This window comes from Desulfotomaculum copahuensis (assembly GCF_001655685.1).
In the GTDB taxonomy this organism is placed as follows: domain Bacteria; phylum Bacillota; class Desulfotomaculia; order Desulfotomaculales; family Desulfovirgulaceae; genus Desulfotomaculum_G; species Desulfotomaculum_G copahuensis.
The window spans coordinates 69,077-92,496 of sequence record NZ_LYVF01000165.1 but is presented as its reverse complement, the minus strand read 5'-3'; the positions used below and the strand labels follow the sequence as shown (position 1 = coordinate 92,496).

The 23,420-nt window shown below is 58.9% G+C and carries 24 protein-coding genes and 1 pseudogene; 10 read left to right on the top strand and 15 right to left on the bottom strand.

Annotated features, from left to right (window positions below; translation table 11 throughout):
- Positions 1-246 precede the first annotated feature (246 nt).
- The 3 genes from A6M21_RS11335 (at position 247) to A6M21_RS11325 (ending at position 4,808) form a co-directional block, all read left to right on the top strand.
- Positions 247-1,974, top strand: a complete 1,728-nt coding sequence (locus tag A6M21_RS11335; protein WP_066668855.1) for a sensor histidine kinase — start codon at positions 247-249, stop codon at positions 1,972-1,974.
- The gene (locus tag A6M21_RS11330) at positions 1,949-2,716 is read left to right on the top strand and encodes a LytR/AlgR family response regulator transcription factor (RefSeq protein ID WP_066668852.1); all 768 of its coding nucleotides are present in this window, start codon (positions 1,949-1,951) and stop codon (positions 2,714-2,716) included. Before A6M21_RS11335 ends, A6M21_RS11330 begins: the two co-directional genes overlap by 26 nt.
- Before the next feature lie 295 nt (positions 2,717-3,011).
- Positions 3,012-4,808 carry a carbon starvation CstA family protein gene (locus A6M21_RS11325; RefSeq protein WP_066668850.1) on the top strand — a complete coding sequence of 599 codons (1,797 nt, stop codon included), beginning with the start codon at positions 3,012-3,014 and terminating at the stop codon, positions 4,806-4,808.
- Between the two features lie 226 nt (positions 4,809-5,034).
- Here A6M21_RS11325 and A6M21_RS11320 read toward each other — a convergent pair whose 3' ends face one another.
- Both A6M21_RS11320 and A6M21_RS11315 read right to left on the bottom strand, forming a co-directional pair.
- Positions 5,035-5,244 (bottom strand): hypothetical protein, encoded by a 210-nt coding sequence (locus tag A6M21_RS11320; protein ID WP_151191909.1) that lies wholly within the window; start codon positions 5,242-5,244, stop codon positions 5,035-5,037.
- Positions 5,245-5,324: 80 nt separating this feature from the next.
- Positions 5,325-5,882 carry an O-acetyl-ADP-ribose deacetylase gene (locus tag A6M21_RS11315; RefSeq protein ID WP_066668846.1) on the bottom strand — a complete coding sequence of 186 codons (558 nt, stop codon included), beginning with the start codon at positions 5,880-5,882 and terminating at the stop codon, positions 5,325-5,327.
- Between the two features lie 181 nt (positions 5,883-6,063).
- On the opposite strand from A6M21_RS11315, the gene A6M21_RS11310 reads away from it, so the two are divergent.
- From A6M21_RS11310 to A6M21_RS19285, 3 genes and pseudogenes are all read left to right on the top strand, one after another.
- The gene (locus tag A6M21_RS11310) at positions 6,064-6,906 is read left to right on the top strand and encodes a PAS domain-containing protein (RefSeq protein WP_066668844.1); all 843 of its coding nucleotides are present in this window, start codon (positions 6,064-6,066) and stop codon (positions 6,904-6,906) included.
- 18 nt (positions 6,907-6,924) lie between these two features.
- Positions 6,925-7,266: pseudogene (locus tag A6M21_RS19290) on the top strand (PAS domain S-box protein); the annotation flags it as partial.
- Positions 7,267-7,278: 12 nt separating this feature from the next.
- Positions 7,279-7,938, top strand: a complete 660-nt coding sequence (locus A6M21_RS19285; RefSeq protein WP_345788099.1) for an ATP-binding protein — start codon at positions 7,279-7,281, stop codon at positions 7,936-7,938.
- Between the two features lie 92 nt (positions 7,939-8,030).
- On the opposite strand, the gene A6M21_RS11300 is transcribed toward A6M21_RS19285, so the two are convergent.
- The 4 genes from A6M21_RS11300 to pabB all read right to left on the bottom strand — a co-directional run bounded on the left by A6M21_RS11300 (position 8,031) and on the right by pabB (position 11,907).
- Entirely contained in the window at positions 8,031-8,741 is a 711-nt protein-coding gene (locus tag A6M21_RS11300) for a type 1 glutamine amidotransferase (protein ID WP_066668842.1), read from the bottom strand.
- 275 nt (positions 8,742-9,016) lie between these two features.
- Positions 9,017-9,370, bottom strand: a complete 354-nt coding sequence (locus A6M21_RS11295) for a hypothetical protein (protein WP_161486051.1) — start codon at positions 9,368-9,370, stop codon at positions 9,017-9,019.
- Between the two features lie 282 nt (positions 9,371-9,652).
- Positions 9,653-10,450: an aminotransferase class IV gene (locus tag A6M21_RS11285; RefSeq protein WP_161486050.1), complete on the bottom strand. Its 798-nt coding sequence runs from the start codon at positions 10,448-10,450 to the stop codon at positions 9,653-9,655.
- A gap of 11 nt (positions 10,451-10,461) precedes the next feature.
- Complete coding sequence (pabB, locus tag A6M21_RS11280) at positions 10,462-11,907, bottom strand: aminodeoxychorismate synthase component I (protein ID WP_066668837.1); 1,446 nt, start codon at positions 11,905-11,907, stop codon at positions 10,462-10,464.
- 457 nt (positions 11,908-12,364) lie between these two features.
- Here pabB and A6M21_RS11270 point away from each other — a divergent pair, with 457 nt between their 5' ends.
- Positions 12,365-13,033 carry a LysM peptidoglycan-binding domain-containing protein gene (locus A6M21_RS11270; protein ID WP_066668834.1) on the top strand — a complete coding sequence of 223 codons (669 nt, stop codon included), beginning with the start codon at positions 12,365-12,367 and terminating at the stop codon, positions 13,031-13,033.
- Positions 13,034-13,180: 147 nt separating this feature from the next.
- Here the strand turns inward: A6M21_RS11270 and A6M21_RS11265 are convergent, their stop codons facing one another.
- The 6 genes from A6M21_RS11265 to mtnP form a co-directional block, all read right to left on the bottom strand.
- Positions 13,181-14,356, bottom strand: coding sequence for a class I SAM-dependent rRNA methyltransferase (locus tag A6M21_RS11265; protein ID WP_066668833.1), 1,176 nt, complete (start codon positions 14,354-14,356; stop codon positions 13,181-13,183).
- Positions 14,357-14,378: 22 nt separating this feature from the next.
- Complete coding sequence (locus A6M21_RS11260) at positions 14,379-15,671, bottom strand: amidohydrolase (protein ID WP_066668832.1); 1,293 nt, start codon at positions 15,669-15,671, stop codon at positions 14,379-14,381.
- A 105-nt stretch (positions 15,672-15,776) separates the two neighbouring features.
- Positions 15,777-16,472: a class II aldolase/adducin family protein gene (locus A6M21_RS11255; protein WP_066668831.1), complete on the bottom strand. Its 696-nt coding sequence runs from the start codon at positions 16,470-16,472 to the stop codon at positions 15,777-15,779.
- Between the two features lie 330 nt (positions 16,473-16,802).
- The gene (locus A6M21_RS11250) at positions 16,803-18,056 is read right to left on the bottom strand and encodes an adenosylhomocysteinase (RefSeq protein WP_066668830.1); all 1,254 of its coding nucleotides are present in this window, start codon (positions 18,054-18,056) and stop codon (positions 16,803-16,805) included.
- 30 nt (positions 18,057-18,086) lie between these two features.
- Positions 18,087-19,112, bottom strand: a complete 1,026-nt coding sequence (mtnA, locus tag A6M21_RS11245; protein WP_066668825.1) for an S-methyl-5-thioribose-1-phosphate isomerase — start codon at positions 19,110-19,112, stop codon at positions 18,087-18,089.
- Positions 19,113-19,379: 267 nt separating this feature from the next.
- On the bottom strand, positions 19,380-20,165 hold the full coding sequence (mtnP, locus tag A6M21_RS11240) for an S-methyl-5'-thioadenosine phosphorylase (RefSeq protein ID WP_066668821.1): 786 nt from the start codon (positions 20,163-20,165) through the stop codon (positions 19,380-19,382).
- A gap of 188 nt (positions 20,166-20,353) precedes the next feature.
- Between mtnP and A6M21_RS11235 the strand changes: the two genes are divergently transcribed.
- The 3 genes from A6M21_RS11235 to A6M21_RS11225 all read left to right on the top strand — a co-directional run bounded on the left by A6M21_RS11235 (position 20,354) and on the right by A6M21_RS11225 (position 21,216).
- Positions 20,354-20,647, top strand: coding sequence for an ArsR/SmtB family transcription factor (locus tag A6M21_RS11235; protein WP_066668910.1), 294 nt, complete (start codon positions 20,354-20,356; stop codon positions 20,645-20,647).
- An 84-nt stretch (positions 20,648-20,731) separates the two neighbouring features.
- Positions 20,732-20,938, top strand: coding sequence for a hypothetical protein (locus A6M21_RS11230; RefSeq protein WP_066668820.1), 207 nt, complete (start codon positions 20,732-20,734; stop codon positions 20,936-20,938).
- A 35-nt stretch (positions 20,939-20,973) separates the two neighbouring features.
- A complete protein-coding gene (locus A6M21_RS11225; RefSeq protein ID WP_066668817.1) occupies positions 20,974-21,216 on the top strand; it encodes a hypothetical protein in 243 nt (80 codons plus the stop codon).
- A gap of 223 nt (positions 21,217-21,439) precedes the next feature.
- Here A6M21_RS11225 and A6M21_RS11220 read toward each other — a convergent pair whose 3' ends face one another.
- The 3 genes from A6M21_RS11220 to A6M21_RS11210 all read right to left on the bottom strand — a co-directional run bounded on the left by A6M21_RS11220 (position 21,440) and on the right by A6M21_RS11210 (position 23,414).
- The gene (locus A6M21_RS11220; protein ID WP_066668815.1) at positions 21,440-21,901 is read right to left on the bottom strand and encodes a hypothetical protein; all 462 of its coding nucleotides are present in this window, start codon (positions 21,899-21,901) and stop codon (positions 21,440-21,442) included.
- Between the two features lie 200 nt (positions 21,902-22,101).
- Positions 22,102-22,605, bottom strand: coding sequence for a DUF3231 family protein (locus A6M21_RS11215; protein WP_066668814.1), 504 nt, complete (start codon positions 22,603-22,605; stop codon positions 22,102-22,104).
- Between the two features lie 332 nt (positions 22,606-22,937).
- The gene (locus A6M21_RS11210) at positions 22,938-23,414 is read right to left on the bottom strand and encodes a hypothetical protein (RefSeq protein ID WP_066668813.1); all 477 of its coding nucleotides are present in this window, start codon (positions 23,412-23,414) and stop codon (positions 22,938-22,940) included.
- Between the last annotated feature and the right edge of the window lie 6 nt (positions 23,415-23,420).

The window sequence follows — 23,420 nt, the reverse complement described above, 5'->3', positions numbered from 1 at the left end:
TCTGATTGCGCCCGGCGATATTCCGTATCCGCCGAACAATCTTCATGCCCCCGTCCTTACGGACCGGCGGGCATTTTTTCCGGCCCGGCCGTACTGCGGCAAACTGGACGACGGTCACTAATGACGGATTTGTTTTTCTTTGTTATACTTAATATGAAAACTGTTTCTGTTATGCCCGTGTCTGAACGCTCCGGGTGGAAGCACCTTTGCGCCACCGGGAAATCTTTTTCTAACGGAGGTATCGCCATGACCTGGTCGCTGGCCCTGACCCTGGCCGAACGTATGAGCATGGTGGCCACGGCGGCCTTTATCCTGTCGCGCACCGCAGCCTTCCAGCGCATTTTATCCCGGCAGCTCACCGGCCGGGACAGGCTGCTGCTGGTCCTGGCCTGCGGCGGTTTGGGCATCGCCGGCACCTACGCGGGCATTTCCATTCACGGGGCCCTGGCCAACTCCCGGGTGATCGGCGTGATGGTGGCCGGTTTGCTGGGCGGTCCCCTGATCGGTTTTGCGGCCGGTCTGGTGGCCGGCGTGCACCGCTACCTGCTGGGCGGCTTCACCGCCTTTTCCTGCGCCCTGGCGGCAGTGGCTGAAGGCACTCTGGGCGGGCTGGTCCAGCACCGTTACCGCCGCGGCACCGTATCCTGGCCGGTGGCCCTGGCCACCGGACTGGCCGGGGAGATGCTGCAGATGGCCATCATCCTGCTCACCGCCCGGCCTTTCAGCGAGGCCTGGGCGCTGGTGAAAATTATCGCCCTGCCCATGATTACTGTCAACTCCATCGGCATCGCCATCTTCATGGTGATTGTCAAAACTGCCGCCGAGCAGCAGGAGCGCATTGCCGCCGGTCAGGCGCAGCAGGCGCTGCGCATCGCCACCCGCACCCTGCCTTTCCTGCGCCGGGGGCTGAACCAGGAATCGGCGGCGGAAACGGCGCGCATCATTTACAATGCAGTTAAAGTGGCGGCGGTGGCCATTACCGATCAGACCCAAATCCTGGCCCACCTGGGCATGGGAGCGGATCATCACCATCCGGGCAACCCCATTCTCACCGAGGCCACCCGCCGGGCAATGGATACCGGCCAGCTGCAGCTGGCCCAAACCCGGGCTGAAATCGGCTGTCACCATGCACAGTGCCGGCTGGCCTCGGCCGTAATCGTACCCTTAAAACGCCGGGAAAATGTGATCGGTACATTAAAACTTTACCATGACCGGGAAAACAGCATCAACGCGGTGGACATGGAACTGGCCCGGGGGCTGGCCCATCTCTTTTCCACCCAGCTGGAACTGGCAGAATTGGAACACCAGGCACAACTGCGTTCCCGGGCGGAATTGAAGGCGCTGCAGGCTCAAGTGCACCCGCACTTCTTGTTTAACGCTTTAAACGCCATCGTTTCCCTGGTCCGCCTGCGCCCGGATACAGCCCGCGAATTGCTGATCCGTCTGGCTGACTTTTTACGCTACAGCTTGAAACAGGACGATGGCCCGATCACCCTGGAAGAAGAACTGGCCCACATGGACGCCTACCTGGCCATTGAGGGTGTCCGCTTCGGCGATAAACTGAAAGTGGTCAGACGTATTGATCCGGCTTCCCTGACCTGCCCGGTTCCGCCCTTCACCCTGCAACCGGTGGTGGAAAATGCAATCAAACACGGGCTCCAGCCAAGACCCAACGGCGGACAGGTGGAAATTGTGGTCGAGGAGCAACCCCGGGAAATCAAGGTAACCATTCGCGACAACGGGGTGGGCATACCCGGCCCGGAGTTGAACCGGATTCTCGAACCCGGCTATGGTCACGGACACGGCCTCGGACTGTCACTGGTCAATGAGCGGTTGAAAAGCATCTACGGCCGGGATTACGCGGTACAGATCACCAGCAGCCCCGACCGGGGCACGGCGGTGGTCATGCGCTTCCCCAAAGATGCGGCCACGGAGGGGGTGGGTGCAAATGCCCTTCACCGCCGTTGTGGTTGACGACGAACCCCTGGCCCGGGAAGAGCTGAAGTTTTTGCTGTCCAACCACCCGGAATGCCGGATCACCGGCGAGGCGGAAGATGCCGCCGCCTCCCTGGCCCTGGTCAAAAAACTGGCTCCCGACGTGGTGTTCATGGATATTGAAATGCGCGGGATGTCCGGATTTGAAGCGGCACGGCAGATGCTCGCCCTTCCCCGCCCGCCGCTGGTGGTTTTTGCCACCGCGTACAACGAATATGCCGTCCGGGCCTTTGAACTGGGCGCTGTCGATTACCTGCTCAAGCCTTTTGAAGAAAATCGCCTGGCCAAGACCATCGCCCGCATCGGCGCTCTAAAAGAAAATGCCGGCGAATGGGCTTCCGCCGTGGAAAAGGTGGCCGGTCTGCTGGAAGAAAAAAAACCGCGGGTGCACAAGCTGGCGGTGGAAAAAAGCGGCCGGATCCGGCTGCTGGATGTCAATGAAGTGATTTTCGGCCGGGCCAGGGCCGGCGGTGCGCAAATTTTTGCCGACAGCGGCATTTACGAGTATACCGGCACCATGACCGAACTGGAAGAGCGTCTGGGCCGGGAGGGTTTCCTGCGTGTGCACAAAAGCTACCTGGTCAACCTGAACCGGGTGGACGGGGTCCTGCCCTGGTTCAAAGGCACCTACTGGCTGGTGATGAGCGACCGGGAACACACCCAGATCCCGGTGAGCAAAAACCAGGTCCGGGAGTTGAAAAACTCCCTGGGACTCACCTGAGCAACACATCCAGCCTGCTCATATTGCACTGTCCCCCCTAATTGCCGGGCGGGGATCCATCCCGGATGCATACCGGCCGATCACCGCAACAGCGTCCGGCAAACCCCGCCGTCGCCCGCTTGCGCGATCCGTCATGCGCGTCTTTTCTCCTGATCCGGCCATATTTCTTCTCATCCCCTGTTTTCTTCCGTTCATCAAGTTTGTCTTACCGTACCCCCAGACGCAGCTTATAATTTTAATAGAAACCGGCCGGTCAAACGCGCAATGCAATGCAGTTAACAAGGGGGGACTCACCGTGAATGCTTTGACACTGGTTATTGTCGGAGCCTTGCTTTTAATCCTGGCCTACCGTTATTACGGCGCTTTTATGGCGGCCAAAGTACTCACCCTGGATGCACTGCGTCCCACCCCGGCCCAAACTCACAATGACGGCCGTGATTATGTGCCCACCAACAAATGGCTTCTGTTCGGACACCACTTTGCAGCCATCGCCGGGGCAGGTCCCTTGATCGGCCCGGTACTGGCCGCCCAATTCGGTTATCTGCCCGGCACCCTGTGGATTTTACTGGGCGCCGTCTTTGCCGGCGCAGTACACGATATGGTGGTGCTGTTTGCTTCGGTACGGCATGACGGCGTTTCCCTGGCCGAAATCGCCAAAAAGGAACTGGACGGCTTTTCCGGTTGGATGGCTTCCATCGCCGTATTATTCATCCTGATCATCACCATGGCCGGCCTGGCCCTGCCGGTGGTCAACGCCCTTTTCCAAAGCCCCTGGGGCACCTTTACGGTGGGCGTGACCATCCCGATCGCTTTGTTCATCGGCGTCTACCTGCGCTGGCTGCGGCCCGGGAAAATCGGGGAAGCCACCGTCATCGGCGTGCTCCTGGTACTGCTTGGTGTAATCCTCGGTCCGGTGGTGGAACACTCGGCACTGGCCCACTACCTTACCTTTAACAAGGAGCAGCTCTCCGTCATCCTGGCTGTCTACGGCTTTGTAGCCGCCGCCCTGCCGGTCTGGCTGCTGCTCACACCGCGCGACTACCTGAGCACCTACATGAAAATCGGCACCATCCTGGCCCTGGCCGTGGGCATCGTAATCGTCCACCCGGTGCTGCAAATGCCCGCGGTAACGAAATTTGCCGCCGGCGGCGGGCCGATCATCCCGGGCAAGGTGTGGCCGTTCATGTTCATCACCATCGCCTGCGGGGCGCTGTCCGGTTTCCACGCCATCATCGGCAGCGGGACCACGCCGAAAATGATTAACAACGAACGGGACATCAAAGCAATCGGTTTCGGTGCCATGCTGGTGGAATCCTTTGTCGCCCTGATGGCGTTGATCGCCGCCACCAGCCTGATTCCGGCGGACTACTTCGCCATCAACTCGGCGCCGGCGGTATTCGCCAAACTGGGTATGCATGTCCAGGATCTGCCGGTTCTCTCCCAAATGGTGGGGGAAAATATCGCCGGCCGTCCCGGCGGCGCAGTTTCCCTGGCCGTGGGCATGGCCTACATTTTCTCCAACATTCCCGGCCTGAAATACCTGATGAGCTACTGGTACCACTTTGCGATCATGTTTGAGGCGCTGTTCATCCTGACCACCATTGACGCCGGTACCCGGGTGGGCCGCTACCTGCTGCAGGAAATGGGCGGCGTGGCCTACAAGCCGCTGCGCAACCACAACTGGTGGCCGGGCGTCATCCTGACCGGCGGCTTGATGTGCCTGGCCTGGGGCTACCTGGTTTACGGCGGCAGTATTTCCACCATCTGGCCGCTGTTCGGGGTGGCCAACCAGTTGCTGGGTTCCACGGCGCTGGCCATCGGCACCACCATGCTCATCCGCATGGGCAAGGGCCGGTACACCTGGACCACCATCATCCCGATGGCTTTCCTGGCCGTCACCACCCTGGCCGCCGGCTACCAGAACATTGTCAACAACTACCTGCCCCAGCACAACTACCTGCTCTCCACCCTGTCCGCCATTATGATGGTCATGGTGGTGATGATTATCGGCGACTGCATCCGCATCTGGCTGAATCTGTGGAAAACAAAAGCAACGGGCAAGCTGACACCGGCCGCCTCCACCCACGCGTAAAAAAATTTCATGTCTGACAGGCACGTCGTCTCAAAAAGAACTGGTCCGGTATCCGGCCGGGATTGAAGAATGGCAAAGCGGTGTATAATCAGGATGGAAAAAACGGGGTGCCCCTTGAAGTGGGACGCCCCGTTTTTAATTTTAAAATGGCCGTTTTTGAAAGTGGTGGTCGTGCCGGAAGAGCGATCGCCACCTTCATTTGCGGGTTGCGTACAAAAGATCTTGGTTACCAGTAGCGCTGGCCACCGCGACCGGGCCGCATATACCACGTCCGGCCGATATTTCTTTTACGCCGCCCCAAGGTGATGTTAAGCCAGACTGCAATCAACCCGACCAAAACTACCATTACCACTACCGGCATGATCACCGAGATCAGAATACTGAACAGGTAAATTATCCCCAGCAAGATGAGAAAATTACGCAACAACGGTGCCACCGGCATCACCCCTTTCCAGGCTTGTCCCAATTATACAGCTTCTCGTCTGCTTTGTCAGCTGTTTTTTGCCGGCACATTTTTTAAATGCCCTGCCGGCCGGCCAACTCCCGCCAGGCACGTTCATAAACTTCCAGATCACTTGGCCGGAAAAGCACAAACCGGATCTCTTCCATGAGGCTATGTTCCAGCAAAAATTGCCGCGTCGTATAAAGCGCGATACCAGCCGCCCGGGCCAGGGGAAAGCGGTACGCTCCCGTGCTGATGGAAGGAAAAGAGATGGATTTGACGCCGTGCTCAACTGCCAGCACGAGGCAACTGCGGTAAGCGCTGCGCAGCAAACCGTCCTCGCCCCGGCCGCCGCCGGACCAGACCGGTCCGACGGTGTGAATGACATACCGCGCCTTCAAATCGCCCCCGCTTGTAATCACCGCTCGCCCGGCCGGCAGCCTGCCCTGCCGGGCCACAATCCGCCGGCACTCCTCCAGAATCCGCGGTCCGCCGGCGCGGTGAATGGCGCCGTCCACCCCGCCGCCGCCCATCAGGCTGGAATTGGCCGCATTGACAACAGCCTCCGTATCCTGTTCCGTGATATCCCCCGTGATCAGGCACAACCGGGCCTGTCCCACCTGTGCTTCCATAAAAATACCCCCCTGGCTTTTTCACAATAATGGATGTTCCTTGGTGTGCTGGGAACAATTCTTCCCACCGGAAGGTTTTTCTGAAAACGGCGTCGAATGCTTATTCTCCGGCGTAAATTTCACGGTAAGAAGTTTGCCCGGATCAGCTATCGCAAAAATTTTTGCAAAGGGGTAAGATGAGGTGAAAGATGACGACAAATCAAAGGAACAACTCATCTGTGAGTTGAATGATCTGCGAAAACAGACCCGGTTTTATAAAAATGTACTAGAACAACTTCCCGTCTGCACCATTGCCTATGATGAAACGGAAAAGGCAATCTACCGGAACAAACAATCCAAAATTATCGACGGATATGACGATGAACAGATGCTCGGCCTGTCCCGGGCGGATTATTTAAGCCGGCTGCAAATCAAACCCGGCAAGATAAGCAAGATTACCCATTACCATCATGCGGACAACAATTTCCGTGACGGCATTTACAGTTTGAACGAAACAACCCTGCTCACCCGGGACGGCAATTTAAAGAACGTTCTGCTTACCGGCGGCTTCATTTATGATGATCAAAACAATTTTGTTTGCGCCTGCGGCTGTGCTCTGGACATATCAAGTTACATCGGTGAAATCGAATACGTGGATCATAAGCTGCAAGAGCAATTATTTTTTATGCAACGATTGGTTGACACCATTCCCAATCCTCTTTATTACAAGGATATTAATGGTTTATTTTTGGGATGCAATAAGGCCTTTGAAGAGTTCACCGGGTTGACCAAAGAAAATATTATCGGCAAGACGGTCTTTGAGGTATATCCTCAAGACCTGGCCGTTAAATTTCATCAAATGGATGCAGTATTATTCAATGCGCCGGGAATTCAGATTTATGAGACTCTTTTCCCCTATGCCGACGGTTCAAGGCGCAATGTGATATTAAACAAGGCTACCTACCTGGACGGCAACGGCACCACTGCCGGACTGGTTGGAGTGGCTATCGATATAACCGAACGCAAACAAATGGAAGAAGCGTAGCGTTTATCGGAAGAGCGTTTTTCCAAGGCATTCAATAACAGCCCGGCGATGATGCTGGTCATTTCATTGGACAGCGAAAAGATAATCATGGTTAATGAAAGTTTCCTGCGCCGCACGGGTTACTCCCGTTCGGATATAATCAATCGCAGGCCCTTGGAGCTTAACATTTGGGAAGACTCAAAAGAGTTTTACAAACTAAGAAAATGCATCAGTGATAATGGGGTTGTTAACAGCATTGAGGTTAATTTCCGCACCAAATCGGGTGAATTACGCACCGGTTTGACATGTATAGATGTAATTCAGCTGAATAATGAAAAATGCGTATTGATCGCGGCAAGTGATATTACAGAGCGCAAACAATTCGAAAAAGAAATGGCCCGTCTGGACAGGCTGAACCTGGTCGGGGAAATGGCCGCCGCGCTGGGCCATGAAGTCAGGAATCCGATCACAACCGTCCGGGGTTTCCTGCAATTACTGGAAGACAAAAAGGAACTCTCATCCTTCCGGGAATACTTCGACCTGATGATTGACGAACTTGACCGGGCCAGTGCGATTATCACCGAATTCCTTTCTCTGGCCAAGAACAAAACTATAGAATTAAAAGAAGAAAATCTCAACCATATCCTGACGGCCATGTTGCCCCTGCTCCAGTCGGACTCGGCCAAAATGGACAAGTCCGTTCACCTGGAATTGAGCGACATTCCCGCCCTGCTCCTGGATGAAAAGGAAATCCGGCAGGTGATCCTCAATCTGGTGCGCAACGGACTGGAGGCCATGCCGCCGGGCGGCCGCCTGACGATCAAAACCTACCGGGAGGATACGGAAGCGGTCCTGGCCGTTCAGGATCAGGGCAACGGCCTGCCGCCCGGCGTGCTGGAAAGGATCGGCACCCCGTTCTTCACCACCAAAGAAAACGGAACGGGGATGGGGTTGGCCGTATGCTACAGCATCGCCGCCCGGCACAAGGCCAAAATAGATATTGAAACCGGTCCGGCGGGAACAACTTTTCTGGTTAAATTCACACTTCACTAAGCATGCACGGTAAACAGGCCGGCGGCATTCAACAACATGTAAAACAGGCGCCGCAAAGCTTCCCGGCTTGCGCCGGAAATGTTCAATCCCGGCTACCTGCGTAACAAATGCAGCCAGTTGCGCATAAACCGGCCGGCCACCCGGCCGTATTCCGCCGCCCGGGCGGCCGTTTCTGCCAGCAGTTTGGCCGGCGCCTCCCTGCCGCCGAACGCCGCCAGTTCGCCGGCGTAGGCTTCAGTCCAGCTTTCGATGATCTGCGGGGTTACTTCCAGATGAAACTGCAGGGCAAAAACCCGCCCGTCCCAGCTGAAAGCCTGATTGACGCACTGCCGGCCGGTGGCCAGCAACTTCGCCCCGGCCGGCAGGGTAAAGGTGTCGCCATGCCACTGGAAAACGTAAAATTCCGCCGGCAGGCCGGCAAAAAGCGGCGAGGCAGCGCCCTCCGCCGTCAATTGCAACGGGTACCAGCCGATTTCTTTTACCGGATTGCGGGTCACCGGCGCCCCCAGCGCCCTGGCAATCAACTGGGCGCCCAGACAGACGCCCAGCACGGGTATCCGCCGCCCGGCGGCGTCCCGGATTAATTCATCCACCTGGCGCAGATAGGGGTAAGCGTCTTCCTCATAGACGTTCATCGGTCCGCCAAGCACTATCAGCGCCCGGTAACCGGCCATGTTTGCCGGCAGCGCCGTCCCGGGGCTGTCCATCACCCGGACCGTCAGCTCCCAACCGGCGTCGAGCATGGCCGGCTGCAGGCTGCCGGGACCTTCCAGACCGACATTTTGGACGACCAGAGCGCGCAATAAAATCCCTCCATCGATGTTGTTCATTATATACACAAGCAGCTGACGGTACTATTTTACCATGCCGGTCAAAAATTTTCCATCACCTGCCGGCCAGGACATGCAATGCAAAAACAGTGCGCTATATGCGGATAATGAAGTGAAGTTTGCCCAAAGGCATTGCCGGGAGTGCACGGGCAGTTGTTTTGCCAATCAAAGGCAGCGCTGAATCCCGCGCATGAGAGCCGGCAGCCAATAAAAAACCCCCGGGCAATCAATCCGGGGATAATACCGCGCTAATCCCGGCGGTCCTTCTTTGCCGTATGGGGGTTGTAAAAGTTGAGCAGGTTGCCCAGGCTGACGGCATATTCCTCTTTCCGGTTGCGAAACGGCGACAGGGCCAAACCGGCCAGAACAACCAGCGCCAGCACGGGGTAATAATACCGCCCGGGAGTTGCGTGCAAGGCAATACCGCCGGACACGGCCGTGATGTAAAATACAATGTTGACCACATGCTGCCGGAACCTTTCCCTGTTTTTCCGGCGGTAATGAACGGCGTACATGAGGTTGACGGTCAGATTGTGCCACACCAGCAGTAAACCGATGGTGCCCGCTATGGCTGCAAACAGCTCCTGGTTCAATCCGGCCACCCTCTTTTTTCTCCACCGGACGCCGCGACGGTAGCGAGCACGGGGCTCATCCGGTAAAAACCATCTCCCTTTCTCCCTGTATCTCTTTCGATGCGGAGGCAACCCGGCAAAACCGGCGGGCGAAAACCCGCCCCCAAACGGATTCACGCCCTCCGCGGCTGTCGAAAATACGGCTGCCTGTCCAGTTTTGATCTGATTTTGCCGGCCTTTTATCAATTACCAACATGTTATGCGCCAAAGCCCGGTTTGTCAAGTGAAATTTTTCTCAATTTGTTTCAATTGTCATTCAATTTCCCTTTGTTCATTCAAGGCAGCCGCGATTTTTTCCGTCCAACTCCCCGGCCGGCCCCGGTTGATTAACCGCCCCTCCACCGCTACCAGGGGCATTACACCGAGCAGGGAATTGGTCAGGAAACACTCCCCGGCTTCCGCCAGTTCGGCCGGATGGACGGGCCGTTCCGCCGCCGGCAGGCCCAACTCCCGGCACAACTCCAGCACCGCCCGGCGCGTAATCCCGGGCAGCAGTCCTTGATGGATATCCGGCGTAATCAAACAGCCGTTTTTGACCAGGAATAGATTGCTGGCCGAACCTTCGGCCAGGCCGCCGGCCGTGTTCAGGAACAAAGCCTCGTCCATTCCCCGGCGGCGGGCCCGGGAGCGGGCAAGCAGGTTTTCCAGGTAGTTTAATGTTTTCAACCGGACCAGGGGCGACTTTTCATTACGGCTGGCGGCGGCGAAACAGGCTTTGAAGCCACGCCGGTATTCCGCCGGCCCGTAGGGCAAGGGACGGATGGTGAGCAGCAGCGTGCCGGCGCCGCCGGCGGGTCCGGCGGACAGGCTCAAGCGCAGCGCGCCGGTTGCCGCGCCGTTGCGGTCAATGGTTTCCTGCACCAGGTGATCCAGTTCGTTTTCCGCAACCGGCAGGGTCAAATCCAACTCCGCGCACCCGCCGGCCAGGCGCCGGCGGTGCAGCGGCCAGAATACCGGCCGGGCATTGTTAATCAATACGGTTTCAAAAAGGCCGTAGCCGAATAAAAAACCCCGGTCCGCGGCAGGGATAAAGGCCTGTTCCGCAGACACAAACCGCCCATTCAAACAAACCGTGCCGTACAAGAAATTTCGCCCCTTTCCGCCAGGCCCAGCGCTTTGATCATGGCCCTGGCCTTGTCCAGCGTCTCCAGGTATTCCCGGTAAGGGTCGGAATCAATGGTGATCCCCCCGCCCACCTGGAAGTGGATTTGCCCGTTTTTGAAGATCAGCGTGCGGATGACAATGTTTAGATCCGCGTTGCCGTCAAAGCCGATATAACCGATCGAACCGGTATAGATCCCGCGGCGGACCGGCTCCAGTTCTTCAATAATTTCCATTGCCCGGATTTTGGGCGCACCGCTGATTGAGCCGCCGGGAAAGGCGGCCCGCAACAGGTCCACGGCATCCTTTTCCGCCGGCAGTTCGCCCGTCACGGTGGCAACCAGATGAAAAACCGTGGCGTATTCCTCCAGCCGGTAGAGTTCGGGCACGTGTACCGAGCCGGTCCGGCACACCCGCCCCAGATCATTGCGCTCCATATCCACAATCATCACCAGTTCGGCCCGATCCTTCTCACTGTGCCAGAGTTCATCCCGCAGCCGGGCGTCCTCCCGCGCATCCCGGCCGCGCGGGCGGGTGCCCTTGATCGGCCGGGTCTCCGCCCGGCCGCCGGTTACTTGCAGAAAGCGTTCCATGCTCGAACTGACCACCTGGATATCACCGCAATCCAGGAAGGCGGCCATGGGCGCCGGGCTGATCTCCCGCAACCGGCGGTAAAGAAGCCATGGTTCGACAATCCGGGGCAGGGAAAAGCGCTGGGAGAGATTGACCTGGAAGATGTCCCCGGCGGCAATGTATTCCCGCACCCGCTGCACCGCCCGGCAATAGCTTTCCCGGTCGAAGTGGGAACTTAAAGCATGGCTGCGGACGGTGATGCCGCCTGCGGGCACAGTTTCTCTTCCGCGGTTTTCCACCAGCAATGCCTGCAATTCTTCCAGCCTTTCCGACGCCCGCCGCCGCGCCGCGCCTGCTTCCGTCTCCGGAAAGCCGGTGGATACCAGCCGGACACTCCCGTCCACCGCATCCACCACCACCGCCCGGTCATAGAACCCCAGACACAGATCGGGGGTGTGCAAATCATCCTCGGCCCAAGACGGCAACCGCTCCAGCATCCGGCCCAGGTCATAGCTGAAATATCCCGCCGCACCCCCGGCAAACGGCAGGGGGCAGGCGGCCGGCGCCAAACGGTACCGCCCGAGCAGCTCTTTCAAGACATCCAGGGGATGACCGGTGATTGTTTCAGTCCGTTCCCCCCATTCCAGCCGGATCCGCGTCCCCCGGGAACGCATGACCAGAAACGGGTCGCTGCTCATAATCGCGTAACGGCCCAATCCCTTCACCAGCAGGCTGCTGTCGAATAAAAAGGGGTATGGCCGGCCCAGCAGGCGTTCAAACAGTTCCGGTACCTTTTTTTCAAGTGCCGCCGGTTTGATTAAAGGCAATTCCATTGTCAATTTTCACCTCTTTCATCTTACCCGTCCCCGCACTGCATAATGACAAACGGCGCCGGCTGCCGGACGGGAAAAACAAAAAAACCAGCCCCCGGCTGGTTCGCACCCCGAAAACTCCGCGTCGTCTACGGCCTGTCTCTGCTCGTCACGCTCCAACTCAGCTCCGCTTTATTTTCATAAGCTTACCATGAAATGTCTGAATCCGTCAATAAAGCAACCCTGAAAAATATGCGTTCTTCCGCCAATACAGCTCATCTTTACTTTTGCCGGCCTTCAAACGCCGCCATTTACGTCAGGCTGCCGGTAAATCCGGGGCTTTCCCGGACGGGTGGTGTTTCCGGCCGGAAGAAAAAAAAGACGGCGGTAGAAAAATCCGGTAACAAGGGCCTGGCCGCCGATGGCATTTTTATTTCCGGGGCATAGAATATACTAAACCACGGGAGAGGTGTTACTCATGAAATACGTCGTACAGCCCGGCGACACTATGCATTCCATCGCCCTGAAGTTCAACGTCCCGCTTCATGTGCTGATCACGGCCAATCCCCAGGTGATCCACCCGAGTCAACTGCAGGTGGGGGAAGTGCTGGAAGTATCGACAACCTATTATCCGCACCACCCGCACCACCCCGCGGGCACCACCACCCAACCGACTTCGCCGCCCGCGCCCGTGCCCACTCTGGCGCCGGTCTACATCCATCACGGCGTCTGGTGCACACTGGTGCTCCACCAGACGGAAAGTTTGCCCGATCCCGGTCCCGGTTCGGCACTGGTCAGAATGGCGGAACACGGACATGTAATGGTAGCCACTATGGAAATGCCTCATCCGAAACAGTACGGCGCTTATGACGTTTACACCGCCTGGATGGTCAGCAGTATGAATCCCCTCACTGTACGGGATTACTTCGACCTGGCGCCGGCCAAATTGTTCGGCTTCTGGATCAACCACAAGAACATCCAGGGCCTGCAGCGCACCGACGAGATACTGGTCAACCCGGAACCGGAAAAGCACGGACCGCATCCCTCCAACAACCTGTATGTGCTGCGGGGAAGCCTGGCCCACTGCTGCCCCGCCCCGGTGATGCCCACCGCTACGGCAATGCCCACCGGCCCGGCCATGGGCTAGGACAATGCGTGATTTTTTCACGGTTCATCCGCCTGCCGGATCAATTGCTCCGGCAGTATATTTTTTACTTCAGGGTGAAGGAATTGGTTTCACTTGGCGTGAAAAGGCCGGTAAGAAGGCGCACCTTCCCGGGGACGGACCGGCGGTTCACCACACCTGCAAAATGACACATTTCAGGTAATGTGTTTCCGGTGAGGCCAGCAGCATGGGGTGGTCTTTGGCCTGACGGCGCAGCTCGGCCAGGCGCAATTGCCGCCCCGTATCCCGGGCGGCCTCCATGAGCACATTCAGGAAAAGCTCTTCCTGCATGTGATAGGAACAGGAGCAGGTGACCAGAAATCCCCCCGGAGGCAGCAACTTCATCGCCCGCAGGTTGATTTCCTTGTAACCGCGCACCGCGCCTTCCAGGGCCTCCCTGGACTTGGTAAAGGCCGGCGGGTCCAGGATGATCAGGTCGAAACGCTCCCCGGACCGGTCCATCGCCCGCAGTTCGTCAAAGGCGTTGCCCGCACGGAAAGTGCAGATTTTATCCAGACCGTTTCCAGCCGCGTTTTTCCGGGCCACGTCCAGCGCCTCGCCGGACACGTCGATGCCCAGCACCGAACAGGCGCCGAAATGTGCGGCGTAAACGGAAAATGTGCCTGTGTGGCAGAAGCAGTCCAGCACCCGCGCCCCTTCCGCCAGCCCGCGCAGGGCCAGGCGATTTTCCCGCTGATCCAGGAAGTAGCCGGTTTTCTGACCGCCGGCCAGGTCGACCAGGAATTTCAGACCGTTTTCCGTAATCTCCACCAGCGGATCAAAAGGACCCTTGATAAATCCGGTCTGCAAAGGCAGTCCTTCCAGCTCGCGCACGCTTACATCGTTGCGCTCGTAGATACCGGTCGGGGACAGTATTTCATCCAGCAGGCCGGTAATCGTCTCTTTATGCACGTCAATGCCCAGGGCCAGTGTCTGCAAAGAGAGAAAGCCGCCGAATTGATCCACGATCAGTGCGGGCAGAAAGTCGGCCTCGGCGTAAATCAGCCGGCAGGCGTCCGTGTCGCGCACCACCCGCCGGCGGTAGTCCAGGGCGGCCCGGATGCGCCGGCGGAAAAACTCCCGGTCGACGGTTTCCTGCTGGTTGCGGGTCAACAGGCGCACCATGATCTGTGACGCCGGATTGATGTAGCCGCGCCCGACAAAGCGCCCCCGGTGGTCCACCACCTCCACCACGTCGCCCGGGCGGTAATGACCGTGCACATCCTGCACTTCGGTGCGGTATACCCAGGGGTGCCCCAGCAGCACCCGGTGCTGCCGGGCATGGGTCAGTTTGACTACGGCCAATTTTGCTCCACCACCTGATCGATTATTTGCCCGTCAGCCTGTCCGCCCGTTTCTGCACTTCGAAAAGCACTTCTTCCTCGTCAATGGTCAAAACCTGCCGTTTTTCCATCAAGATCCGGCCGTCCACAATCACCGTGTCCACATCGGCGGAATGGGCGGCGTAAACCAGGTGCGCCACCGGATCGTGCCGCGGGCAAAGATGCGGGCGCTGCAGGTTGACCAGAATGATGTCGGCCTTGCAGCCCGGCTTGAGCAGCCCCACGTCCGGCAGCCCGAGCGCCCGGGCGCCATTGACAGTGGCCATGGACAGAGCGGTGAAGGCGGGCAGGGCCATGGGATCCATGGTGGCCACTTTTTGCAGCAAAGCGGCACTGCGCATTTCCTCCAACAAGTCCAGGTTGTTGTTGCTGGCCGCCCCGTCGGTGCCCAAGCCGACCACGGCCCCGGCGGCCAACAGGGCGGTGACGGGGGCGATGCCGCTGGCCAGTTTCATATTGCTTTCCGGGTTGTGGGCGACGCCCGCCTGCTTTTCCGCCAGGATGCGGATGTCCTCCGCCGTCAGGTGCACACAGTGGGCGGCCAGCACGGGCAGCTCAAACAGGCCCAGTCCGTCCATCAGGGCAACGGGTGTTTTGCCGTACTGCCTGCCGGTATCTTCTATTTCCGTGCGTGTTTCGGCCAGGTGGATGTGGATGCCTACATTCAATTCCCCGGCCAGCTCAATCACCCGGCGCATGAAATCCGGCGGACAGGTGTAGGGGGCGTGCGGCCCGAGCATGGTGGTGATGCGCCCGCCGGCCGCCCCCTGCCAGTCGCGGACGAACCGCCGGCTGTAGTCCAGTGCCTTGTCCGCCCCCGGGGCGGCGCCGATCAAGCCCCGGGACAGGACGGCCCGCAGGCCCGCCTTTTCCACCGCCCGCGCCGCCTGGTTCATGTGAAAATACATATCGGCAAAGGTGGTGGTACCCGAGCGGATCATCTCCAGGCAACACAAAAGGGTGCCCCAATATACGTCTTCTGGCTCCAGTTTTTCCTCCAGCGGCCAGATTTTTTTCTCCAGCCACTGCATCAGCGGCAGATCGTCGGCGTAACTGCGGAAGAGGGTCATCGCGGCGTGCGTGTGGCAGTTTACCAGGCCGGGCAGGGCCAGCATGCCGTGCCCGTCAATGACCCGGTCATAGTCCCGGTCCGGCGCGCTGCCCGCCGGACCGGTGTGGCTGATGTACTGCCCTTCGGCTGCAATTTCCCCGTTATCAATGATCCGGTTGCGGTCCGCCATGGTCAGCACGGCGGCACCGCGAATTAAAAGGCCCATAAGCTCCTCCTGTCAGGCGCAATCCATCCGGTGGCGGCCATCCTGCCGGTATGCGGCAATCAACGTACCGCGTATTGGCACCTGGAAGCGATTTTGTTCAGACATCTACTTTTCACCCGGCCGGGGGATGCCCCCCGCACACCGGCCGCCGGGCTGGCCGTAGCTGGTCAGGTAGCAGTCGCGCAGGGCGGCCACCTCTGCCTCGGGCAGGACGGCCGGTTGGCCGACCAGATCGGCCCAGACAAAAACCTTGGCCGCCTTCTCCACAATCTGGCAGACTGTCAGCACCTCCTCCAGGTTGCGCCCCACGCCCACCACACCGTGGTTGGCCAGCAGCACCGCCCCGTGTCCACCCAGCGCCTCCACGGCGGACGCCGCCAGTTCCGCCGTGCCCGCCCGGGCATAGGCGGCCACGGCCACACTGCCGCCCACCACCTGGGCCAGGTCCTCCAGGATGGGCGGGATGGCCCGGCGGGCCACAGCCAGGGCGCTGGCAAAAACGCTGTGTGTGTGCATGACGGCGTTCACATCCGCCCGTGCCCGGTAAATGGCCAGATGCAGCTGGTATTCGGTGGACGGGCGCTTCTCCCCTTCCACCACCCGGCCTTCCAGATTCATGACCACCATGTCCCTGGCCTGCAGGCCGGCGTAGGGCAATCCGCTGGGGGTGATCACCACCAGGTTCTCCCCGGTCACCCGGGCGGAAAGGTTGCCCCAGGTGCCGGTGACCAGGCCGCTGGCGGCCATGCGTGCGCCCGTTTTATAAACCTGCTCTTTATATTTTTCCGTGGCTACTGTCATAAAAAATAACTCCTGCTATAAAATTTTGACCGGTACCGGGCCGGAAAAAGCACTATTTTACATTCCGGTGCCGTTATCAACGTCCATGATCTTTTTAACGCAGCCATATTGCGCGCGATTACTTTTGACTACCAATGCGGCTTCTAAAGCGACACGGCGGGGATCCGGCGATATTTTCAGACGCGCGATTCGCGCTGCCGGTTCGATTACTGAAAACACCGTCGTGTTTCGTTTCCGGACCTACGCCAGCCGCTACTCCGGCACGGCCACCACCTTTAATAGTTGCCGGCCGCGTGCGGTCACCGGCCCGTCCGGCGGCCCCAAAATATGCTACTCGCAGCGCCAGTCGTTGACATAAGAAACCTGTTCCGGGGTCAGCCGGTCGATTTCAATGCCCAGGGACTGCAGCTTCAGTTCCGCCACCCGCCGGTCCAGTTCCGCGGGGACCAGGTAAACCCGGCGCTCCAGCTGTTTCCCGTGCTCCAGCAGATACTGCGCCGAAAGCGCCTGCAGGGCGAAGGACATGTCCATGATTTCCGCCGGGTGGCCATCGCCGGCGGCCAGATTGACCAACCGGCCCTCGCCCAGCAGGTACAGGCGCCGCCCGTCGGGCAGGGTGAATTCTTCGATATTCTGACGCACCGTGCGCCGGGAAACGCTGGCCAAGGCCAGCTCGGGAATATTGATCTCCACGTCGAAATGGCCGGCGTTGGCCAGCAGGGCGCCGTCCTTCATACGCCGGAAATGCCTTTCGCGCAGGATGTCCCGGCAGCCGGTGACGGTAATGAAGATGTCCCCCACCGCGGCGGCCTGTTCGCTGGAGAGCACACGGTAGCCGTCCATGTGCGCCTCCACCGCCTTGACCGGGTCGGTCTCGCAAACCACCACCTGCGCCCCCAGGCCGCGTGCGCGCATAGCCACGCCCCGGCCGCACCAGCCATAGCCGAGTACGACCACCGTTTTGCCAGCTGTGAGCAAATTGGTGGTGCGCAAAATCCCCGCCCACACCGACTCGCCGGTGCCGTAGCGGTTGTCGAAGAGGTACTTGCAGCGGGCGTCGTTCACCGCCACCATGGGAAAGAGCAGCCGGCCGGCCCGCTCCATCGCCCGTAGGCGCAGCACGCCGGTGGTGGTTTCCTCGCATCCGCCCAGCACATTGGCGGCCAAACCGATGCGCACGGTGTGCAGCAGGTGCACCAGGTCGCCGCCGTCGTCAATGACAATGCGCGGGCCGGTATCCAGCACTTTCAACAAATGCTGCTCATACTCTTCCGCCGTGGCGCCGTGCCAGGCGTAGACATTGATTCCGGCCGCGGCCAGGGCGGCGGCCACATCGTCCTGTGTGGACAGGGGATTGGAGCCGCTGATGGCCACCGCCGCCCCGCCGGCTTTGAGCACCTCGGCCAGGTAGGCCGTTTTGGCCTCCAGGTGAATGCTCATGGCCACGCGCACGCCGGCAAAGGGACGGGTGCGTTCAAAGCCGGCGCGGATCACGTTGAGTACGGGCATGTGCGCCTGCACCCAGTCGATTTTCAACCGGCCCGCCGGGGCCAGATTAATGTCACGGACAATAAAATTTTCCATTGGCTATTCTCCTGTCGATGGATTTGACATTTACAACCGTTTCAGGCTTTCCCGGTAGGGCGGACGGGCCACCCCCCGGTCGGTGATGATGGCCGTAACCAGGCGGGCCGGGGTGACGTCGAAAGCCGGGTTCCACACTCGCACCCCCGGCGCGGCCACCGGACGTCCGGCCAAATGGGTCACTTCTTCAGGCGCGCGCTCTTCGATGGGGATGTCAGCCCCGCTGTCCAGGCTCAAGTCGATCGTAGACACCGGTGCGGCCACATAAAAGGGCAGTCCGTGCTCTTTGGCCAGCACGGCCACGCCGTAGGTGCCGATTTTGTTGGCCACGTCCCCGTTGGCGGCAATGCGGTCGGCGCCCACGATAACCAGATCCACCATGCCCCGGGCCATCAGGTAACCGGCCATGTTATCGGTAATCACTGTGACCGGGATGCCCTCCTGCACCATCTCCCAGGCGGTCAGACGCGCCCCCTGCAGCAGGGGCCGGGTTTCATCCGCATAGACGCTGACATGCTTCCCCGCTTCCTGCGCCGCCCGGATCACCCCCAGCGCGGTGCCGTAACCGGCCGTGGCCAGCGCGCCGGCGTTGCAGTGGGTGAGAATGCGCGCCCCGGGCGGCACCAGTTCCCGGCCGAAATTGCCCATCCGCTTGTTGGCCGCCACATCCTCCCCGCAGATCGCATGTGCCTCCGCAAGCAGCAGTGCTGTCAACTCCTGCGGGTCCGCGGCATCCGACGCCCGCAGGCGCGTCAGCAGACGGTTCAACGCCCAGGCCAAGTTGACCGCCGTGGGCCGGGTGGCGGCCAGGAAGCGGGCCGTCTCCTCCGCAGCGGCCAGAAACTCCGTCCGGTTCTCCGGTTGCGCCTGCCGCACCCCCAACACCAGGCCGTAGGCGGCGGCCGCCCCGATGGCCGGCGCCCCCCGCACCTGCAGGCTGCGGATGGCCCCGGCCACGCTATCGCAATCCCGGCAGCTGATGTATTCCACCACCGCGGGCAGTTTGGTCTGATCCAGCAAAACCAGCGCGTCATCCTCCCAGCGCATGGTATCCAAGTTGTATCATCCCCTTTAGTGAAAATGGCGCTCTTCAAGGCGGCGGCCAGGCCGGAAAAGCAGCCGTCAGCTTTTTCATTTGCATATTTTTGTTCAATAAATCATGACCGTTAATTTGCACCACGAAACATACTCATTGCCGCCCCGCCGTTCCATTCAACCGGAAATTTTGTTCGCTACGGCACTGGAAAATCCTTTTTGCACGCCGCCATGCCGTCCATTGCGTTCAGCGCGGAGGTACGGTGGCGTACTCACGGAATACAGCTCTCACTGCACCGCCGACGGGTCAAAGAGCATTTCCTGGCACAGGCAGCCGCGCTCCGGATCCAGCATTTCAATCGTGCGCATGGCCAACCGGCGCAGGTTGTCCACGTTTGCCGCCATTACATCCACCACTTCCTGATGGGACAGGCGGGTGGGGGAAATGCCGGCGGCAAAGTTGGTCACCATGGCGATGGCAGCGTAGCACATGCCCGCCTCCCGGGCCAGCACCACTTCGGGCACGCTGGTCATGCCCACCAGGTCGCCCCCCAACTGGCGGAACATGCGGATTTCAGCCGGTGTTTCAAAGCGCGGCCCTTCGGTGCAGACATAGGTGCCCGCCACATGATGCTTCAAGTCCAGTTCCGCGGCCGCCCGGGACAGCAACCGGCGCAGTTCCGGGCAGTAGGGGTCGGTCATGTCCAGGTGCACCACCCCTTTTTCCACAAAAGTCTGCGGCCGGGACCTGGTGAAGTCCAGAAACTGATCCGCAAAAACAAACTCCCGCGGCCCCATCTGTGGGTTCAACGATCCCACCGCCGCAGTGGCGAAGATGTTTTTTACGCCCAGTTTCCGCAGCCCCCAGATGTTGGCCCGGTAATTGACCAGATGCGGGGGCACCGAGTGATCCTCCCCGTGCCGGGCCATAAAGGCCACCTCCCGCCCCCGGTAGACACCGGTTTTCACCTTCGCCGTCCCGAACGGGGTGGCTATTTTTTCTTCCCGGATATCGCTTAAAATGTTCGGATCGTAAACTCCCGTGCCGCCGATTAAAGCAATACGCACCGGCATGATCAAAACCTCCGTTGATGATAGATTTGCCCGACTCTTTTAGCATTGTTTGCAACACCTGCTACTATTCGCCCTTGCCGGACGGTTTCCTGTCAAAACAGTAAAATTTAACACCTACATTGACACTGCCGGACAGTTATTATAAAATCAATATATCCAGATTATACGCCGGGGGGAGATTATTTAAAATGCTGGAAGTGCAAAAAGAGAACATTGCCAAATACGAGGAAATGGCCGAACTTTTAAAAGCCCTGGCCCATCCCACCAGGTTGTGCATTGTGGACGGACTGATTCAAAACGAACGCAACGTGACCACCATCCGGGAATGCCTGGAACTGCCCCAATCTACGGTTTCCCAGCATCTGGGCATTTTGAAGGCACGGGGCATCATTCAGGGCCGGCGCAAAGGCACGGAAATTTCCTACACTGTGACCAGCGATCTGGTCAAGCGGCTGGTGCGGATGCTGCTGGAAGAAATGTAAGGCAAGACCGGGCATAAGCGCCCGGCCGGGCGGGCAACAATAAAAAAAATAAATGACCGGAAACCGGTAAAGAGGCGCAGCGCATTGCTAAACCTGTCCGAAAAAGAAATCATCAACAATGCCTTCAAAATGGCGCTGGAGCACGAATCCTACCGCCAGGCCAAGTACGCCTTTTTGGCCCGGTCGGTCAGGGACAAGACGCTGCGGGAAATGTTCGCCACCTACGCCGTCTCCTGCCGGCGGCACATGGCCATGATCCAGACGGAAATGAAAAATATGAACATCCACTAAAAGCCGGTATAACCGGCCCGCGAAAGGCGGCCAGCATGAACAAACTGGAACTGCTTTATGACGTGCTGCATGACAAGATGCACAGCCAGGTATTTTATAACGAGCAGATGATCCGGATCACCAACCCGGTGGCGCACCAGCTTTTCATGCGCCTGCGGGACGAGGAGGCGCAGCACATTTTGCGCCTGCGCATGGAAATTTTAACGCTGGAAACCAGGCCCTTCCCGATCAACAAGATCCTGCCCGGCATAGAAGCCAATCCCCGCTTCCGGCTGTGAACGCCGCCGGGGATAGCAGCGTCCGCGCCCCAACGGTGATACACCGGAATTTCCGGCCAACCAGGAAATGCAATCATCTGCAATGATACCAAATACGCAATCGCCAATGGCCCGCCAATGACGGCCCGTTTTTCTTCCCCGTCCGTTACCATTTCAGCCATCTGACGCGTTTTCCCCGCCGGCAACCGCATACTCACCCTTGCCGTTTAACTGCCGGCCCGGATCAGATCCGTTCCGGAAAGGGCGCACCCCCCCGCTGCACGCCCAGCGCTTCCGCCAGCCAGAGCACGAAGGCGAAACCGGCCAGATCCAGCAAGAAACTGCGCCAGTAAGACCAGCGCAAATAGCAAAAATACCCCACGCGGATCATCACCCATTCAGCCAGTAAAAATACGCCGGCCACCAGCATGACATAGGGCAGACGGTAAATGTGCCGGCGGGGATTGAAACTGGTCAAGGTGATCCCGTTGGCAAAGCCGGAAAGCAGATAGAGAACCGGAATGCCTGCCGCGGCCGGTCCGTGGGGGGAATAAACATAGGCGCCCAGGGAAATCAATGTGCTGTCGATGGCGTAAATAGTGGCCAGGGCGATCAGGCCGGCCGGCCAGAGTGTGCGCCAGTGCCGCCGCGGCACGGCCGCCAGGGCAATCCCCCAGGATAAGGCGCAGAAAATGATCCAGCCCATATTTGTTCCTCCTGAAAAAAATTACCCCGTTAACCGGGGACCTTACACACAACTGCAAAACGCCGCCGTACCGGCATTGATTGTGAACCTGCCATATCTCTGCAGTCTATAAGTTCTGCAAAACGACAGCCCGCAAGGCGGATACATGGTTTTGATCTATACCCGGTACTCTTTTTGTTTGACTTTAAGCCCGCCGGCCCTCAGGCCATCTTGTATTCCGGCGCGCTGCCCAGCCAGTTCTTTACCTTGCCATACTTAACCATATCATCATACAGATGCAGTTCATCCGTCATAAAACCCATAAACATATTGCGCAACGCGTCATTGGTCGCAATTAGAATGGTTTTGATGTGCACATGTAAAGCCGTTTGACTGCCGGCCAGAGTGACGCGGAAAATCATCTCGTCACGGATCACTTCCTGGTTGGTGGGTGTATTGATGCTTTTGGGCGGCCGGGCTGGCAACGGTATTTTGTAATGATTCATTGATTCCTCCAGCTTGTTGATCTGGGGCATAACCACTTTATTCAAACCGCGCTGGAGCAGCACTTTCAAGTCACTATCCCCGGCGTGGTTTAAAAACAAATCAATCAATTCCACCGTGTCGTACCTGAGCCTCAAAACAGCCCAAAGCTGGTGGGCTTCCCCGGCGTCCAGGCTGGACTGATCATCCTTCCGGGTGATGATTTTTTCCAGCAGGCTCATAACAAACTCCCTTTCATCAGTATATTCAAGAGTGAATATCCCCGCCAAACGGCCCGGTTACACAACCGGCCCGGCGATCCAAGCAGATTAACCGCCGCCCACCTTTGTTTTTACCCCAAACCCGTCATGGTAACTATCCGGCATACCTGCTTCCAGTTTTGCCGCGTATATAGCGGGCATATATGGCCCGCGCCGTTATTCCGGCGCCGGCGCGCCCCGGCCTCACCTAACGGTCTACTTTTTTTAACACGATCAACCACAGGGCCACCGCCAGGGCCAGGCCGGTGGAAAAAACAGTAAAAGTAAACAGGTTCACTGACATCCCCCCGGATTCACCCTGTCTCCTTGCTCACGGACCGCCTGAAAAGCTCCGGCGCCAGCGTGCGCAGGCTGTCCACCACCCAGGTGATAAAAGTGAACACCAGCACGTTGACATAAAAACTGGCGCCGTGGCACCAGCGGGTATAACCCAGGCTGCCGGTCAGCATGAGCATATGCTCTTCCATCAGAAACAAGCCGGCAAAAACCAGGATGTTGATCCCCTGCCACCAGCGGTTGACGGGCAGACACTGGCCGAACAGGGCGCCCACGGTAATGGTGGGGCCAAAGGTGAAAAATACTGACGAGCCCAGCAGGGTAAGCACGGGATGGTGCACCCGGTAAAGATCCAGGTGCAGGGAAATGCCGTCCACCACCAGCTGCAGGGCCACCGCAACCAGCCCGCCGGCCAGGGCGGCCCAGATCCGCCGCCGGTCCAGAAAGGCAAAGAATAACAGCCAGCCGATGGCAAAAGCGATTACCCAGGGCATAAAGCA